The sequence below is a fragment of the Nocardia anocheti genome (genome assembly GCF_029675105.1).
In the GTDB taxonomy this organism is placed as follows: Bacteria; Actinomycetota; Actinomycetes; order Mycobacteriales; family Mycobacteriaceae; genus Nocardia.
Map to the genome: position 1 here is coordinate 96,975 of NZ_JAQQFV010000010.1, position 14,395 is coordinate 111,369.

Genomic DNA, 14,395 nt, shown 5'->3' on the forward strand with positions numbered 1-14,395 from the left:
GGCTCGAGCTGCGGGATCTGACGTTGGTGTGCTCCCCGCGCGAGCGGAGATGAGCCCAGTGAGGGGCTGGTCGAGACCGCTGCCACTGTGTGCTTCTCCGTGCGAGCGGGATGAGCGCGTCGGAGGGCGGCGGCGCGGGCATGCATCCCGGTGTCCGCGCGCCTAGCCAATCGGCGAGCAGGATCTCGTCGACGCTCGAGGCCAGTAGGTCGTGGGCGCGAGAGCATCGTCGGCGTCACCATGCGTTGGTCGGGGTGGCCCTGGGCGATTCGGCCGATGATCAGCTCGTGGATGAACCGCGCCGGGCAGGGCGAGCCTGGGGGAGTGCCGACCTCTCGCCGGTCGAGACGGGTCGCACGACCCACCAGACGATCGTGGTCCATATCGAGGACAGCAGGATCGCGCCGATGATGTCGGTGGGGTGGTGGGCTCCGGCATAGAGTCGCTGCGCCGCTACCAGCGCCGGAACCAGGAATGCCGCGGCTGCGAAGACCCGGTACTGCCATCGGCGTGTGGTGGCCCACACCAGCGCGGCGGTGCCAGCGTAGAGCGTCAGTGCGGCGGCGACGTGGCCGGAAGGGAAACTGGCCGTGGGGGGAAGGTCGGGATTGAGGTGTGCGACCCGGGGCCGGTCTCGGTCGACGATCGCGGCGGTGGTGAGGAATAGCGTGATCTCGCCCAGCAGCGCGGTGCCTAGGAACAACACCGGTCGCCAGCTGCGCGAGATGCCCACCGCGAGTGCTGCGACGATCACAGCGATCGTGATGATCGCGACGGTATTTCCGATCTCGCCGAACACGCCGAGGACCGACGTGAGCGTGGAATTGCGGTGCTCGGCGAGCATCGCCACGACGCGGTGATCCCACCCCAGGACAGCGGTGTCGGTGTCCAGGGTGCGCACCAGGAGGCCGATTCCCACCAGTCCACCGACGAGTAGCACCCACGCGACCGCGAGCTCGCCGATCCCTTGCCAGGGGTGCGGCAGCGTGGGCGGATGCTGAGCCGGGACCGGTCGCAAGTCGTCTTCCTCGGCCGGGGCGACGTCGCCGGGTAGAGGGCCGGTGCTGTCGATCCGGGCGTCGCGACGCCATCGGTGAAAGGCGACAGTTGCCAGTACGAGCCACAATGTGCCGAGTAGCCAGCCGCCGAGGACATCGGTGAGGTAGTGCACGCCGAGCGCTGTTCGGCTCACCCCGATGGCGATCACGATCCCCACCGTGAACACGGTCGCCGCGCGGCGCGCGCCCGCCTGCCAGGTGGGCGTGAAGACCAGCAGCACAACGCCGTAACACACCAGTGAACTCATCGCGTGCCCGCTGGGAAAGCTCCAACCGTCCGTTGTGTAGACGGGCTCGTCCACCACCGGACGTAGCCGTGCGACAAGCTCTTTGACGACCGGGTTGAGGATCAGGCCACCCGCGGCAGTGAGCACCACGTAGAGGGCGAGTCGGGGGAGACGACGCAGCAGCAGCCAGATGGTGGCGACGGCCAGCACCAGAACCAGCGTGCTGGTGGCCCCGAGTCCGGTGATGCCGGTGACTGCGCTCTGTAGGGCCTTGTTGTCCGCCACCACGGCGACCACGTGGTCGGTGACCCTTTGATCCGCGGTCTGCATCGGTTCCCACCGCGTCCGGACCAGTGCGGTGAGCATCCCGAACCCGATACCGATGCCCACAGCGCCGAGTAACGCCGCGGCACTGCGAACAGCGAACCGTTCGACGGCCTCGGTCTCGCTGTGATGCGCGACGACGGAGCTGTCGGTGCCCGTCGCGACATCCTCGTCACGTTGGTCGACAGACAATGCGACACCTCCTGCGATCGTATGGCATCGCCGACCAGCGAGAACCGCGAAAGGCCACCAGGGAACTCCGGTTGGCGGATATCGTTGTTGTTCAAGGTTTCCCGTTGCAGGCGGCCGCAATCAATCGAGAAATCACCAGCGCGATTCCCGCGCGCGCCGGGGTCGTGGGCACGATCTGGCCTGCGGAGCTGATCGCATCGGTGAGAAGCGATTTCTTTCGTACCAGGGCTGGCAGGGTGGGAGCGGGGACAGCGGGGCACGCTTCTTCTCTGTCCCTCGCGGCCGGTGCCGCTGGAGGCGGAGGTAGGTCTGTCTTTCTGGACTGCGCCTGGTTGATTCGGAGGGGTCAGGGTATGTCGGAAACGACAGTTCATCCCCGCGACGAGAGGTCACACAATGCCCGAGCACGGTAACGGAGTTCGCGAAGGCGTCGAAGGCGTCGTCGAAGACGTCAAAGGCAAGGCCAAAGAAGCCGCCGGTGCGCTTACCGGCGACGACAACCTCAAAGAAGAGGGCCAGGCCCAGCAAGACAAGGCCGAGTCCCAGCGCAAGGCCGCCAGCAAGGAAGCCGCCGCGGAGAAAGCACGCGCTGAAGCCGACATCGACGAGGCACGCCAGGCAGCGCATCAGCGCGACCGCTGATTCGGGCTGCTGACACGGTGGGAGGGGCTGGGACGAATTCGTCCGAGCCCCTCCCACCTCTTGTATGCGTGTCCTGCCGAGAGTAGTGGCGGGGCTTTCATCCTCCCGAATGATCCACGCTAGCAGCCCTATTCGGGGTCAGAATGTCAGAGCTGCGCCGGTCATGGGTGTGGCGAGTCCGGGGGTGGGGCCGCTGCAGGATCGGGTGACACTGTGACCCGCCCCACCGTTGGCCATTACGACTGGAACCTATTTGGTGGGCGGGTCGACCGCGGGCGCTGCGGGCTCAGCTTTCGCGATAGGGGTCGGCGCGATGGGAGAGCCGTTCGGTGAATGTCTCCGCCCAGGCTTGTTCCTCGGAGACATCAGTCAGCGGGGGTCGGCGGCGGGAAGGCATCGGGCGGCCCTGTCCGCGATCGGGGCCGGGCCGGGATTGGCGGGCGAGCAGCTTGGTGTTCCAGGTGAGGTATTCCGGCAGCGTCATTCCGGCGCAGTTGGCGGCCTCGGTCAGCGTCTGCCAATCCTGGTCGTCCAATGTCATCGTGAGTGTGATGTCCCTGTACGCCATGACCGATACTATCCCCGCACGCTGCGGTTGGCCCTGCGACAGCAGGATCGTGTCGACCCGCGCCGGTCGGATTGCGCGGCAACGGCATTCGTCAGGTGCCGCCCGCGATCGGTTGCCGGATCGTCGGAGGAGGTGTTCGGGGGCTGATTCGGTCCGTGGGGAGGGGGTATCGCCAGGTCGTGGGCGATTCGGCGTCCACGACGAGGGGTCACGAGCTCGGCGGCGGAAGGATCAGCGGGTGACGATGGCGAGGCGATACCGACGTTCTGGAGACCTCACGACGCGAGATACTCCGCCGTCGTGGAAACTGGGCGCCGAGGGAGCCGCCGACGGGGAGTTGGCAGCGCTGGGCGTTCCCGCGGTGGTGTTGTCGGGAGTGCTGGTCTTCGCCGGTGTGGCCTCGCTGGCCTGGTTGCCGTCCTTGGCTGCCGAGTACGGCGGGCCTGTGCCTGTTGCCAGCATCGTCGCGCTGCATGTGATCTTGTCCGCGGCGCTGGGTATCTGGGGTATCGGACAGCGCCGACGTCGCTGACGGTCACTCGCTAAGACGCCGTGGAACTCGGCTGTCCGGAGTGGACAGCTATCGGTCGATGTCGCTGTGCCGTCTCGACCACGCCACGGCTGTCGCGGCGGCCAGTACCGCGGCGACAACCCACGCGGGACGCGGGGCGAAGGATGCGACAAGCAGAAGAGGCACCGCAGTGCCGACGGCCGTACCGAGTTGGGCTGCGGTGTTGACCAACCCCGAAGCCGTCGTTCGCGCCTCGTCGGGCACCGACAGCGCGGTAGCGGTACTGGCCACCGAGGAGATCCCGAGTCCGCACCCCATCACCGCGGTCGCGATCGTCACCGCCGCGCCGGTCGGCCATGCCACGAGCGCACCGATTCCGGTCGCGATCAACCCCATTCCGATGGTGCCGATCGCCGCGGTTCCGAGGGCTCGAACCAGCTGACCTGCGGCTGCCGCGCCGACGATCACCATGATGCTGAGCGGAACCAAGGTGGCGGCCGCCGCTGTCGGCGAATACCCCTGGGTGGCCTGGAGATGAAGAGTGAGGGCGGTAGCCACACCGCTGGTTGTCGCGGTATTGACGAACGCGGTGGTCGATCCCCATCGAACGGTAGGGAGTCGGGCCAACGCGGCAGGGACGAGCGGGTTCGCGGCGCGACGATCCACCGCGATGAAGATCGCTGTCATCAGCGCCGCCGAGACCAGCAGCGCCGCACCCCGCCATGCGTTCTCGCCCAGCGACGATGTTCCGACGACAGTCAGGATGACCGCCCCGGTCGCCGCCGCCGCGCCGAAGGCGTTGAACGGCTCGCGTACCCGCTGCGGCGGATCGGCAGGTATCACCGCGAGCACGGCGACCACGAGCAGCGCGCTGACCGGTACGAGCGACCAGAAGATCGTGCGCCATCCCCCGAACTGGGTGAGTACGCCACCGAGCACGAATCCCGAGATACCGGCCGCGGCTCCGGAGGCGCTCCAGGCCGCGACGGCTTTCGCCCGAGTGTGCTCATCGGGCGCCTGGGCGGTGAGCAAAGTCAACGCCGAGGGAACCGCGCACGCGGCGGCGCCGCCCTGTAGTGCGCGCGCACCCGCGAGCACGAGCGCTGAGGGAGACAGGGCGGCGATCACCGCCCCGACCGAGAACACCGCGATGCTGGTCGAGATGGTGCGCCGATGCCCCACACGCTGTCCCACCCGCGCACCGAACAACAGCAGCCCACCGAAGAACGTGGCGTAGGCGGCGGCGATCACGGTCCCGTCGGCGGCCGAACCGTCGAGGTCCGCGAGCATCGCGGGCAAGGCGGTCGCGACGACGGTCACACACATGACATCGACGAACTGCACCGAACACAACGCGAGCGTCCGCGCGAGACGCCCGGCGCGCACAGGCCGACGGGGCACCACTGTCACGGAATATGGTGGTTGAGAAGACTCGTCGGGGTCACCAGCGCGAAGTCAGCGCGCCCGGTGCGAGCCCCTCGGTTCGCCGCAACGTCTCGGCCATGGCTTCCAGGCGTACCAATGACTCGCCCGAGAGTCCGGCTGCGCGAGTGCACAATTCACGCAGCGGGGAATCCCACAGTCGCAGGAGCAGATGATCGTCGTATACCGCTGAATCGCTGGACAGGCCGACGCTGTCCGCGTCGATACGGCACGTCGAGGGCCGCGAGCGCAAAATCTGCATGGTGTTCTCCCCTGTGCGGTCTCCACGCATCGTCGGCACTGCGACCTGTTGCGGGTGATTTGTTGGCAGTACAGCGCATTCCCTGCTTCATAGAGACCAAACAGCCCGTCCGGACCGTCGACGCCATCCGGCACGAGCCAAGGCCGCTCCCGCGACAAGACGAGCGGCCACCGCGGCCGCCGCCAACGACAGCGAGATCGCGCTCGCGGTCCCCGGCGCGGCGCATCAACACCGCGGCCAGGAGCGGCCCGACCAACCCCAGCCCGGCCGCTACCAGCAGAATCGCCCCGGTGACCTCGGTGGTCATGTCGGCTAGGCTCGTCCGCATGAGTGCACCGGCTGGAGTTGTTCCACCGCACGACCACGTCGTCGACATCTATGACGGGGTGAACGAGCTGGTCCGCAACGTCGGCGACTTCCTCGGCCAGGGACTCGACACCGAGGGCGCGGCGGTGATCATCGCCGTCCCCGCCCACCGCGACGCCATCGCTGCGCGGCTGAATGCCCACGGTTTCGACGTGGCCGCCCTGACCGCCTCCGGGCGTTACCGATCCCTGGACGCCGCGCGGACCCTGGCGGCCTTCACCACCGATGGTGCTCTCGACCGGGATCGGTTCGCCGAGGTGATCGGGGATGTCATCGTCGCCGCCGGTGCGGATCAGCGTCCGGTGTTCGCGTTCGGTGAGATGGTGGCGCTGCTGTGGGCCGACGGCGACCCTGGGGCCGCGATCGCCCTCGAAGCGATGTGGAACGACCTGGCTCGCAGCCATCGGTTCGCGCTCTACTGTGCCTATCCACGGGACATGCTCACCGGCGCCGACGATCTGGCGGGTCTGCAACAGGTCTGTGCCCACCATTCCGCGATCGTCGCGCCCGACAGTTACGCCTCCGCCGACATCGAGCTCGGACCGAGTACCGACAGTGATTGTCGAACCTATGTATCGGTACCCGGCGCCGTAAGCGCCGCGCGCCGGTTCGTCACCGCGCGACTGCGATCCTGGCGCCACGCCCCGACGGTCATCGACGACGCGGCGCTGGTGGTTTCCGAACTCGCCGCCAACGCGGTCACCCACGCGCACACCGCGTTCCGGATCCGACTCTCCCAGAACGAGCGATCGGTGACGATCGAGGCCGAGGATCTCAGCCCACACCTTCCCGTCCTGCGGTCCGACCGTGGAACCGCTCTCGGTGGGCGTGGCGTGATGCTGATCGCGGCACTGGGCAGCCGCTGGGGCACCGAACTGGATCCGGCCGGGCACACCAAGAGCGTGTGGTGTGAAATTCCCTCTTCTCTCGCCTCCCGGGAAGGGAACTGAGACATGCCTATCGATCCCTCCGCGCCCGCGCTCGGCTCCTCGGTGGTCAGGGCCGCCGGTCAAGTGACCCACGCGCGACAAGCCAGCTGCCATGATCATGCCTGCTGGGCCTATTCCACCCGTCCTGAACGCGACCGCGCGGCCGTGCAATGGCTGCTGGAGGGCGCGGGTCTCGGACAGCGCCTACTGGCGGTCACCGACGACGCCGATGCCGGGGCACGCTTGCTGGCCGCTTTCGCCGCAGCCGACACCGCGCAGGCCCACGAACTCACCCACATTCCCCTCGCGACGGTCTACGACGTGACGGCACCGATCGATACCGAAGCCCAGCTCGCTCGCTACCGGGCCGAAGTCGCCTCGGCCCTCGACGCGGGGTTCGCCGGTATCCGTGTCTTCGCCGACATCACCGGCCTCACCCTGGATCCCGCCCGCCGCCCCGGGCACACCCGCTGGGAACACGTCGCGGACGCGTTCATGGCTGACGGCAACCCGATGGCCGCCATGTGCGCCTATGATCTCACCGCGACCGGCAGAGACCAGGACGCGATCATGGCTGTGCATCCCTTGCGCCACGGGCCCTCCCAGGTGCCCACCAGTTTCGGGCTGTACTGGCGAGACGGGCATCGGATCCTTGACGGACAAATCGATCAGGCCGGTGTAGCCGCCCTGCGCGGCGCGCTCGCGGCCTTGCCCGAGGAGGCCACCGACCTCGACGTCAGCGATCTGTCGTTCCTGAGCGCGCGCGCCGCGGCCGTGCTGGCTGGCACCGATCAGGATCAGCGCGGACGACCGTCGGTGCGGTTGGTCAACGCCCATCCCATCGTCGAGCGAGTGTGGAGCGTGATGGATTTCGACCCCCGAATGCTGCTCAGCCGCGTCGGTTCCTGAGTCAGCGGACCCCACCGGACGCGGGTGAGGCCGGTCGGGTGCTGGATGCGTGGTGCGGACGATGACGGCGGTGGCGAGGAATACTGTGGCTCCATGAGCGATGACCGTCCGAAACTGGCCGTAGCGTTGGATCTCCAGCCGCATCCGGAGGGTGGCTGGTTTCGTGAAACCTGGCGTAGCGCGGTGGAATTCGAGCCGACGGGCTACGCGGGTCCACGGGCGAGTGCGACGGCGATCTATTTCCTGCTGCTGCCGGGTGAGCAGTCCGCACCCCACACGGTGACCTCGGACGAAATCTGGATGTGGCATCGCGGTGGCCCGCTGCTGCTGCGTATCGGCGAGGAGGAAATCGTCCTCGGACCCGACGTCGAGCAAGGTCAGCGGCCCCAGGCGGTGGTCCCCGGTGGGGTGAGCCAGTCCGCCCGTCCCGCTGGTGCGGACTACACCCTGGTGAGCTGTGTCGTCGCGCCGGGCTTCGATTTCGCCGATTTCCGTCTCGACTGACCGACGCCGCGGTGGCCATCTTCGGAATGGTCGACCGCAGCCCACGGACCCGGGTCTGGATGGGCTTGGCGTGGGGTGTCGCACTGGCGCTGATCGTGGACGAGGCCGCGCTGCTCATCACGCTCGAGGACGTGTACTGGCAGACCGCGGGCTGGCCGAGCGTCGCGTCGGCACTGGTTCTGATCGGCGTCGGCGGGACCCTTCTGGCCCTCACCGGGGGCTCTCGCCATCGCCGCGAGGAGACGACGACAGATCGAGCCGAGACCCCGTAGTCGCGGTTTCCACCAAGCGCGCCGGGGTAAGGCCGCCGATATGAGCGAGTTTCCAGCGCACGGCTTCGCACTGTGGGTGTGACCCGGCTGCTCGCCGCCTCGCGTGGAGCTGGGTCGTCTTCCGCGCTCACCGCACCGGCAACGCCGCGCTCACCGCCGGGGACCCAGCAGATCTAGACGAAACGAGGCGACTGCAACGACCACGAAAGGAATCATCGATGGCGATCGCGACCGTCAATCCCGCCGACAACATCACGGTCGAGGAGTTCGACGAATTCACCGACCAGCAGATCGACGCCGCCGTCGCGGCCGCCGACGCCGCGTACCCGGCGTGGCGGGACACGAGGAAATCCGAGCGCGCGGCGATTCTCGCCCGCGCCGCCCAGCTCATGACCGATCGGGCCGACGAGCTCGCGCCACTACTGACCACGGAAATGGGAAAGCTGATAGGCGAGAGTCGCGGCGAAGTAGCCCTGGCCGCGGCGATATTGCAGTACTACGCGGACAACGGCGAGGCGATGACCGCCGATGAGAGCATCGAGGTCGCCGACGGCTCGGCCATCGTCCGCACAGCGCCGCTGGGTGCGCTCCTCGGCGTGATGCCGTGGAATTTCCCGCTGTACCAGGTCGTGCGCTTCGCGGCCCCGAATCTCCTGCTCGGCAATACCGTGCTGATCAAACACGCCAGCAATTGCCCGCAATCGGCGCTGGCGCTCGAGCAACTGTTCGCCGATGCGGGTGCCCCGGCTGGCGTCTACACCAACCTTTTCGTCTCCGGATCGAAGATCGCGGATGTCATCGGCAAACCCGAGATCAAAGGCGTCTCTCTGACCGGCAGTGAGGCCGCCGGGGCGAGCGTGGGTGAACACGCGGGCAAGAATCTCAAGAAATCGGTGCTCGAGCTCGGCGGCAGCGATCCGTTCATCGTGCTCGACGACGGCGGCGATTTCGCCCGGCTGATCGAAGGCGCGGCCACCGGGCGCATGGCCAATACCGGCCAGAGCTGTGTGGCGTCCAAACGGTTCTTCGTCGTGGGCGACCTCTACGACCGTTTCGTCGACGGCCTCGCTCAGGCATTGGGTGAGCTGAAGCCCGGCGATCCGCAGGACCCGTCGACCACACTGGGACCGCTGTCGTCGGAACGCGCGGTGACCGACCTCGAGGAAATCGTGCAGGACGCGCTCGACCGGGGAGCGACCGCGCGCGTCGGTGGTCATCGTGTCGATCGCCCCGGCGCCTACTTCGAAGCGACCGTACTGACCGGCGTCACCGAGGACATGCGCGCGTTCAGCGAGGAACTGTTCGGACCGGTCGCGGTCGTGCATCGAGTCACCGATGCCGACGACGCGGTGCGGCAGGCCAACAACTCCAGCTTCGGCTTGGGCGCCACCATCTTCTCCGCCGACGTCGAGGCCGCCCAGTCGGTGGCCGACCGGCTCGACAGCGGCATGGTGTGGATCAACCACCCCACCGGCACCGCGCCCGAACTCCCGTTCGGCGGTGTCGAACGCTCCGGTTACGGACGTGAACTCGCCCATTTCGGCATCGGCGAGTTCGCCAACCACAAGCTCATTCGCACAGTTCCGAAGGAATCCGACATCACCGGTGCCGGTGGCTGATACTCCCGCTCGCCTCAGCGTCCGTCGATGTCGACGATCCGAGCGAGGTGAAGGCAGCTGAGTGCAGCGGTGCTCAGGGAATTCGGTGGTCCGGAGGTACTCGCCGCCGTGAGAACGACTGTGACCGCGAGGACGCCGAATGGTCGGCTGCCCTCGCGGTCCGGGTACGGCGAATCAGTCGGTGGGCCAGGTGCCGGTCAGTGACTGGTAGCCGGAGGCGCCCGCGCGGTCCACGGCGGCTTTGACCAGTCCGAAGATGGCTCCTTGCAGCGCCGCCGCGAGCAGGACCTCGCGCCAGGTGTGGTCGCGGTCGGTCGCCGACGGCGCCTGCTCGCCACCGGCCACCGCACCCCAGACCCGGTTGAACACCGCGCCCGCGGCGACACCACCGATCACCCCGACGATCATGCCGAGCGGGCGATACAGCGTCTTCATGACCGCCGCCTCCGCGCCAGCCACCAGATCACGGCGACACCGGAGATCGCGACCGCGGCCAGCGGCAGCGGGTTGCGCCGAGCCACCTCGGCGGCCTGCCTGCCACGGTCGATCACCGGGTCGGGCACCGAGGACTCGACCTGTTCGGCGACCTGCCGGGTCTTCTCCTTGGCCACGAACTGGGCCTGATCGGCTTTGTCCTCGGCGATGTCCCGCGCGTTCTGCGCCTTCTCTCTGACCTTGTCGCCGGTGGCCAACGTCTGGTATTTCGCGGCGGTCACCGCATCCTTGGCGGCCTGCGCGGTTCCATTGATCTCGGCCTTCGTACGGTCGGGCACGTCGACTCCGTCGGCCGCATCGGCGACGGTGTCGCCGAGTTCGCGGCGTGCCTTCTCGATGTCCTCACGCAACTTGTCCGGGTTGTTGGGCTCGCTCATCGCTTACTTCCTTCCTTGACGATGTCTTCCTCGACACCCCGCTCCTGTGGGAACCGCTGACGTGGTCTCGGTGAGGTGCTTCTGGCCGGGGCTTGGTCCCGCGCCTCATTCGGGTTGCTCCCTCGGGGGAAGGACGGGTTCTCGCTCGGGCGGCTGGCCCTGTTCGATGCGTTTGCCACGTGCCAGTTCGGCGTTGAATTCCGCACCGAGCAGCACCGCCACATTGCTCAACCACAGCCACACCAGGAAGGCGACGGCACCGCCCAGCGAGCCGTAGACCTTGTTGTAGGAGCCGAAATTGGCCACATAGACGGTGAAACCGGCCGAGACGACGATCCATATCAACACCGCGAGCACGCTGCCCGGCGACAGCCACCGGAATCCGGGCTGCTGCGCGTTGGGCGCCGCCCAGTACAGCAGGGCGATCGCGAGACTGACCAGGACGGCCAGGACCGGCCACTTGGCGATGTCCCAGACCAACACCCCGACCGAGCCGACACCCAGCCACTCACCCGCCGCTCCGGCGAACCTGCCGGTGAACAGCACACCCACCACGCACAGCGCGATCAGCAGCACCATCACCGCGGTGAGCCCGACGCGCAACGGCAGCGTCTTCCACATCGGGCGACCCTCTTCGGTGTCATAGATGGAGTTGGCGGCCCGGATGAAGGCTCCGATATAGCCCGAAGCCGTCCACAGGGCGGTCACCACGCCGATGATCGCCAGCGGACCGGCGGCCGACCGCGAGCCCTGCAGTTCCCTGATCGCGTCGACGAGCAGATCGGTCCCCGGGGTGGCGCCCAACTGTTCGATGGTCTGGATGAGCGAGTCGGTCGCGGAGGGCTGGAGCAGTCCGAGGATCGCGGTGAGCACGATGATCCCGGGAAACAACGACAGCACGCTGTAGTAGGTGAGCGCAGCGGCCCAATCGGTCACGTTGTCTTCCATGAATTCGCTCGCGGTGCGGCGCAGTACGCCCCACCACGAGCGCCCCCGCAGCTCCGAGGGACCCTCCGACCAGCTCTGCGGCCTCGACTGGGGCTCGGCAATACTCTCGGCCATCCGAACATCTCCTCCTGATCGCAGGCCGACTACCCGGTACCCCAGGTGCCAAACAGAGCGCCCGTCGTTCACCGCCGCCGTCCGAGGCGACTCGGACTCCGGAAACCGCTGGTCCCTCCTTGATGAGTGGACGCTTCCTGAGCGTGGCCGACCTGCGTGCGCGGGAGCGGCGGATTCGTTCGGCACTGGTCGAGATCGGCGGCGCGCCTTGGTGGCCGCAGTCGATTCGGCGACCAGAACCACCGAGGCGCGGCGATGACCGTACAGTGACCGTGCCCGTACTCAGGCACGGATCAACTCGGCTCGCCTGTATGTGTACGAGGATGGCTCGCGTTCAGTCGTTCGGCGGCGTCGAGGGCGGGTGCCAGGGGGGTGAGTGTGGCGCGCAGAAGGTCTGGTAGCGGGCCGGACGGCACGACCAGGCCGCTGGCGGCTGGGGAAATGGGGGTGGGCTGTAGCCATTGTTCGAGGGCGACGCGAATCGCGGCGGTCACGGCGGCTGCGAGTACGTGTGCGGTGATCCGGTCGCTCTCTCCGAGGCGTTCGGTGATCGCGTCGGTGAGTGGATGTTCTATCGCGGTGGTGGCGTGGACGAACGCGCCGCGCAGGCTGGGGTGGGTGGTGATCAACAGCAGGGCCTCGCGCCCGGATTCGCTCTGGGTTGTGTACTGGTCCACGATCGCGTCGATGACGGCGTCGGCGAGGCCCACGGTCGTGGGCAGGGTAGCCAGAGCCTCCGCGACCTGGGTTTCGCGCTCGGTGGTGACCGCGGCGACGATCGCCGCTTCGCGACTGGGGAAGTAGTTGTTGTAGGTCCGCGGGGAAACGCCTGCGGCTTCGGCGATGTCGTCGACGCGGACGTTGTCCGGCCCGTGTTCGAGCGCGAGGCGCAGCGCGGCCTCGCGTAGAGCCTGCCGGGTGGCCTGCTTCTTCTGTTCGCGCAACCCACTCCGCTGTGTCATGGTCCGAGCATTCCATCATTGTGTGCGTGCGCGCAAAGTTGCGTGCACGCAAATATTCGTTCTAGTCTGGCGGCCACACCCGCAATCGCCGCACGAGTTCACGTCGCGGCGCGAACAGAAGGGGAGGGGCTTTGACGACCGTCGACGTCGTGATCAGCGGAGCCGGGCCCAACGGGCTGATGTTGGCCTGTGAGCTGAGCCTGGCCGGGGTTCGTCCGCTCGTGTTGGAGCGGTCGGCCGCGCCGAGTACGGAACCGAAAGCCAATGGGCTGCTCGGACAGGTGGTGCAACTAGTCGATCGTCGGGGACTGTACGAGCAGCTCAGCGGCAGTGCCACACCGCCGCAGCCGAACTCGACCTACTTCATGTTCGCGGGGATGCCGCTGGACCTGAGTCTGCTCGACGACAGCCCGATCTACGGCCTGGCCGCCCCGCAGCATCACATCACGCGGGTTCTGGAAGAGCGGGCAGTCGAACTCGGCGCGCGGATCCGACGTGGGCACGAGGTCGTCGGTCTGACGCAGGACGACGACGCCGTCACTGTGGACATCGCGGGTCCGGAGGGGAACTACCAGGTGCGGGCGGGTTATCTCGTCGGCGCCGACGGCGCGCACAGCCTGATCCGCAAGCTGTCCGACATCGGATTCCCCGGTGTCCATGACGACCGCACGACCAGTCGAGCGGCGCACGCCACCGTTCCGTCGGAGTGGGTGGACCCGGTCACCGGCGCGTTGACCGTGCCCGGTTACGGGACGGTTCTGCCCTTCCTGCCGGTACGCACCGATCGCGGAGGCTTCTCCTACGCGCCTTTTCCCGGGCAGCCGCCACTGATCAGCACCACGGAGTGGGATCAGGGGGAAACCGACGATCCCATGAGCCTCGGCGAGTTGCGGGCGAGCATCGCACGAGTACTGGCCGCCGAACTGCCCCTGGGACCACCCGCGGGGGAGGGGCCCCACGTATTGCGTCGACTCAGCGGTGGCAACACGCGAATCGCCGACCGATTCCGCGACCGCCGTGTGTTCCTCGTCGGCGACGCCGCCCATATCTACACCGCGGGAGGTGGGCCCGGGCTGAATCTCGGTCTGCAGGACGCGGCCGGTCTCGGCTGGAAGCTGGCTGCCGACATCCTCGGCAACGCCCCGGACGGGCTGCTGGACAGCTATGAAACCGAACGACGGCCGTGCGCCTCCCGCATGGTCACCTACGCTCGGGCGCAATCGGCGCTGATCGCCCCGGGCGGCGATGTCACCGAATTGCGCGCGCTGTTCGCCGAACTGCTGCGCGACGAGGACACCGTGCGGCGGCTCGCCGCCCTCACCGCGGGCGCCGACATCCGCTACGACATGGGCATCCCCGACACCCACCCGCTCATCGGCCGATTCGCGCCGGACATCGAACTGGTCACCCCGAACGGGACGGCCCGGCTGGCCGAGCTGACCAGAACCGCTCGGCCACTGCTGCTCGATCTCACCGGCGGCACACAGTTGGCGGAGACGGTTTCCGAATGGCATGACCAACTCGACATCGTCGCCGCGCGCCCACAACCGGGTGCGCCCACCGCGCTGCTGCTGCGCCCGGACTGCTACGTCGCCTGGGCGACCTCGTCACCCCACCCGGACACCGCGGACCGACAGGCGCTCCGCGACGCGCTGCGACGCTGGCTTCGTCCCACCGATCCGGTGACCTGAGGT

The 14,395-nt window shown here is 67.8% G+C and carries 15 protein-coding genes and 1 pseudogene; 8 read left to right on the forward strand and 8 right to left on the reverse strand.

The window, feature by feature from the left end; all coding sequences use genetic code 11:
• Nucleotides 1–280: 280 nt before the first annotated feature.
• Nucleotides 281–1,921, reverse strand: a complete 1,641-nt coding sequence (locus QC180_RS25145; RefSeq protein ID WP_278265283.1) for a phosphatase PAP2 family protein — start codon at nucleotides 1,919–1,921, stop codon at nucleotides 281–283.
• A gap of 276 nt (nucleotides 1,922–2,197) precedes the next feature.
• On the opposite strand from QC180_RS25145, the gene mbp1 reads away from it, so the two are divergent.
• Nucleotides 2,198–2,443, forward strand: a complete 246-nt coding sequence (gene mbp1, locus QC180_RS25150) for a microaggregate-binding protein 1 (protein WP_278265284.1) — start codon at nucleotides 2,198–2,200, stop codon at nucleotides 2,441–2,443.
• Nucleotides 2,444–2,729: 286 nt separating this feature from the next.
• Here mbp1 and QC180_RS25155 read toward each other — a convergent pair whose 3' ends face one another.
• Complete coding sequence (locus QC180_RS25155) at nucleotides 2,730–2,984, reverse strand: hypothetical protein (protein WP_278265285.1); 255 nt, start codon at nucleotides 2,982–2,984, stop codon at nucleotides 2,730–2,732.
• Nucleotides 2,985–3,249: 265 nt separating this feature from the next.
• Between QC180_RS25155 and QC180_RS25160 the strand changes: the two genes are divergently transcribed.
• Nucleotides 3,250–3,543, forward strand: a complete 294-nt coding sequence (locus QC180_RS25160; RefSeq protein WP_278265286.1) for a hypothetical protein — start codon at nucleotides 3,250–3,252, stop codon at nucleotides 3,541–3,543.
• A gap of 48 nt (nucleotides 3,544–3,591) precedes the next feature.
• Here the strand turns inward: QC180_RS25160 and QC180_RS25165 are convergent, their stop codons facing one another.
• Together QC180_RS25165 and QC180_RS25170 are read right to left on the reverse strand one after the other, a co-directional pair.
• A complete protein-coding gene (locus tag QC180_RS25165) occupies nucleotides 3,592–4,923 on the reverse strand; it encodes an MFS transporter (RefSeq protein ID WP_278265287.1) in 1,332 nt (443 codons plus the stop codon).
• Between the two features lie 40 nt (nucleotides 4,924–4,963).
• The gene (locus QC180_RS25170; protein WP_278265288.1) at nucleotides 4,964–5,206 is read right to left on the reverse strand and encodes a hypothetical protein; all 243 of its coding nucleotides are present in this window, start codon (nucleotides 5,204–5,206) and stop codon (nucleotides 4,964–4,966) included.
• Between the two features lie 326 nt (nucleotides 5,207–5,532).
• Between QC180_RS25170 and QC180_RS25175 the strand changes: the two genes are divergently transcribed.
• From QC180_RS25175 to QC180_RS25195, 5 genes and pseudogenes are all read left to right on the forward strand, one after another.
• The gene (locus tag QC180_RS25175; RefSeq protein ID WP_278265289.1) at nucleotides 5,533–6,522 is read left to right on the forward strand and encodes an MEDS domain-containing protein; all 990 of its coding nucleotides are present in this window, start codon (nucleotides 5,533–5,535) and stop codon (nucleotides 6,520–6,522) included.
• 3 nt (nucleotides 6,523–6,525) lie between these two features.
• Nucleotides 6,526–7,410, forward strand: coding sequence for an MEDS domain-containing protein (locus QC180_RS25180; RefSeq protein WP_278265290.1), 885 nt, complete (start codon nucleotides 6,526–6,528; stop codon nucleotides 7,408–7,410).
• A 93-nt stretch (nucleotides 7,411–7,503) separates the two neighbouring features.
• Nucleotides 7,504–7,914 carry a cupin domain-containing protein gene (locus QC180_RS25185; protein WP_278265291.1) on the forward strand — a complete coding sequence of 137 codons (411 nt, stop codon included), beginning with the start codon at nucleotides 7,504–7,506 and terminating at the stop codon, nucleotides 7,912–7,914.
• Nucleotides 7,915–7,919: 5 nt separating this feature from the next.
• A pseudogene (locus tag QC180_RS25190) lies at nucleotides 7,920–8,186 on the forward strand (hypothetical protein); the annotation flags it as partial.
• Between the two features lie 218 nt (nucleotides 8,187–8,404).
• The gene (locus tag QC180_RS25195; protein ID WP_278265293.1) at nucleotides 8,405–9,805 is read left to right on the forward strand and encodes an NAD-dependent succinate-semialdehyde dehydrogenase; all 1,401 of its coding nucleotides are present in this window, start codon (nucleotides 8,405–8,407) and stop codon (nucleotides 9,803–9,805) included.
• 174 nt (nucleotides 9,806–9,979) lie between these two features.
• Here QC180_RS25195 and QC180_RS25200 read toward each other — a convergent pair whose 3' ends face one another.
• The 4 genes from QC180_RS25200 to QC180_RS25215 form a co-directional block, all read right to left on the reverse strand.
• The gene (locus QC180_RS25200) at nucleotides 9,980–10,240 is read right to left on the reverse strand and encodes a DUF4235 domain-containing protein (protein WP_278265294.1); all 261 of its coding nucleotides are present in this window, start codon (nucleotides 10,238–10,240) and stop codon (nucleotides 9,980–9,982) included.
• Nucleotides 10,237–10,677 carry a DUF3618 domain-containing protein gene (locus QC180_RS25205; RefSeq protein WP_278265295.1) on the reverse strand — a complete coding sequence of 147 codons (441 nt, stop codon included), beginning with the start codon at nucleotides 10,675–10,677 and terminating at the stop codon, nucleotides 10,237–10,239. The genes QC180_RS25200 and QC180_RS25205 overlap by 4 nt, the downstream gene beginning before the upstream one ends.
• 105 nt (nucleotides 10,678–10,782) lie before the next feature.
• The gene (locus QC180_RS25210) at nucleotides 10,783–11,739 is read right to left on the reverse strand and encodes a YihY/virulence factor BrkB family protein (RefSeq protein WP_278265296.1); all 957 of its coding nucleotides are present in this window, start codon (nucleotides 11,737–11,739) and stop codon (nucleotides 10,783–10,785) included.
• A gap of 293 nt (nucleotides 11,740–12,032) precedes the next feature.
• On the reverse strand, nucleotides 12,033–12,701 hold the full coding sequence (locus QC180_RS25215) for a TetR/AcrR family transcriptional regulator (RefSeq protein ID WP_278265297.1): 669 nt from the start codon (nucleotides 12,699–12,701) through the stop codon (nucleotides 12,033–12,035).
• A gap of 131 nt (nucleotides 12,702–12,832) precedes the next feature.
• On the opposite strand from QC180_RS25215, the gene QC180_RS25220 reads away from it, so the two are divergent.
• Nucleotides 12,833–14,392 carry an FAD-dependent monooxygenase gene (locus tag QC180_RS25220; RefSeq protein WP_278265298.1) on the forward strand — a complete coding sequence of 520 codons (1,560 nt, stop codon included), beginning with the start codon at nucleotides 12,833–12,835 and terminating at the stop codon, nucleotides 14,390–14,392.
• Nucleotides 14,393–14,395: the final 3 nt, after the last annotated feature.

Bases quoted from the DNA above. Each gene is read 5' to 3' on its own strand.
- QC180_RS25175 (WP_278265289.1), top strand. From the start codon at position 5,533: ATGAGTGCACCGGCTGGAGTTGTTCCACCGCACGACCACGTCGTCGAC.
- QC180_RS25195 (WP_278265293.1), top strand. From the start codon at position 8,405: ATGGCGATCGCGACCGTCAATCCCGCCGACAACATCACGGTCGAGGAG.
- QC180_RS25200 (WP_278265294.1), bottom strand. From the start codon at position 10,240: ATGAAGACGCTGTATCGCCCGCTCGGCATGATCGTCGGGGTGATCGGT.
- QC180_RS25170 (WP_278265288.1), bottom strand. From the start codon at position 5,206: ATGCAGATTTTGCGCTCGCGGCCCTCGACGTGCCGTATCGACGCGGAC.
- QC180_RS25215 (WP_278265297.1), bottom strand. From the start codon at position 12,701: ATGACACAGCGGAGTGGGTTGCGCGAACAGAAGAAGCAGGCCACCCGG.
- QC180_RS25155 (WP_278265285.1), bottom strand. From the start codon at position 2,984: ATGACATTGGACGACCAGGATTGGCAGACGCTGACCGAGGCCGCCAAC.
- mbp1 (WP_278265284.1), top strand. From the start codon at position 2,198: ATGCCCGAGCACGGTAACGGAGTTCGCGAAGGCGTCGAAGGCGTCGTC.
- QC180_RS25180 (WP_278265290.1), top strand. From the start codon at position 6,526: ATGCCTATCGATCCCTCCGCGCCCGCGCTCGGCTCCTCGGTGGTCAGG.
- QC180_RS25210 (WP_278265296.1), bottom strand. From the start codon at position 11,739: ATGGCCGAGAGTATTGCCGAGCCCCAGTCGAGGCCGCAGAGCTGGTCG.
- QC180_RS25205 (WP_278265295.1), bottom strand. From the start codon at position 10,677: ATGAGCGAGCCCAACAACCCGGACAAGTTGCGTGAGGACATCGAGAAG.
- QC180_RS25185 (WP_278265291.1), top strand. From the start codon at position 7,504: ATGAGCGATGACCGTCCGAAACTGGCCGTAGCGTTGGATCTCCAGCCG.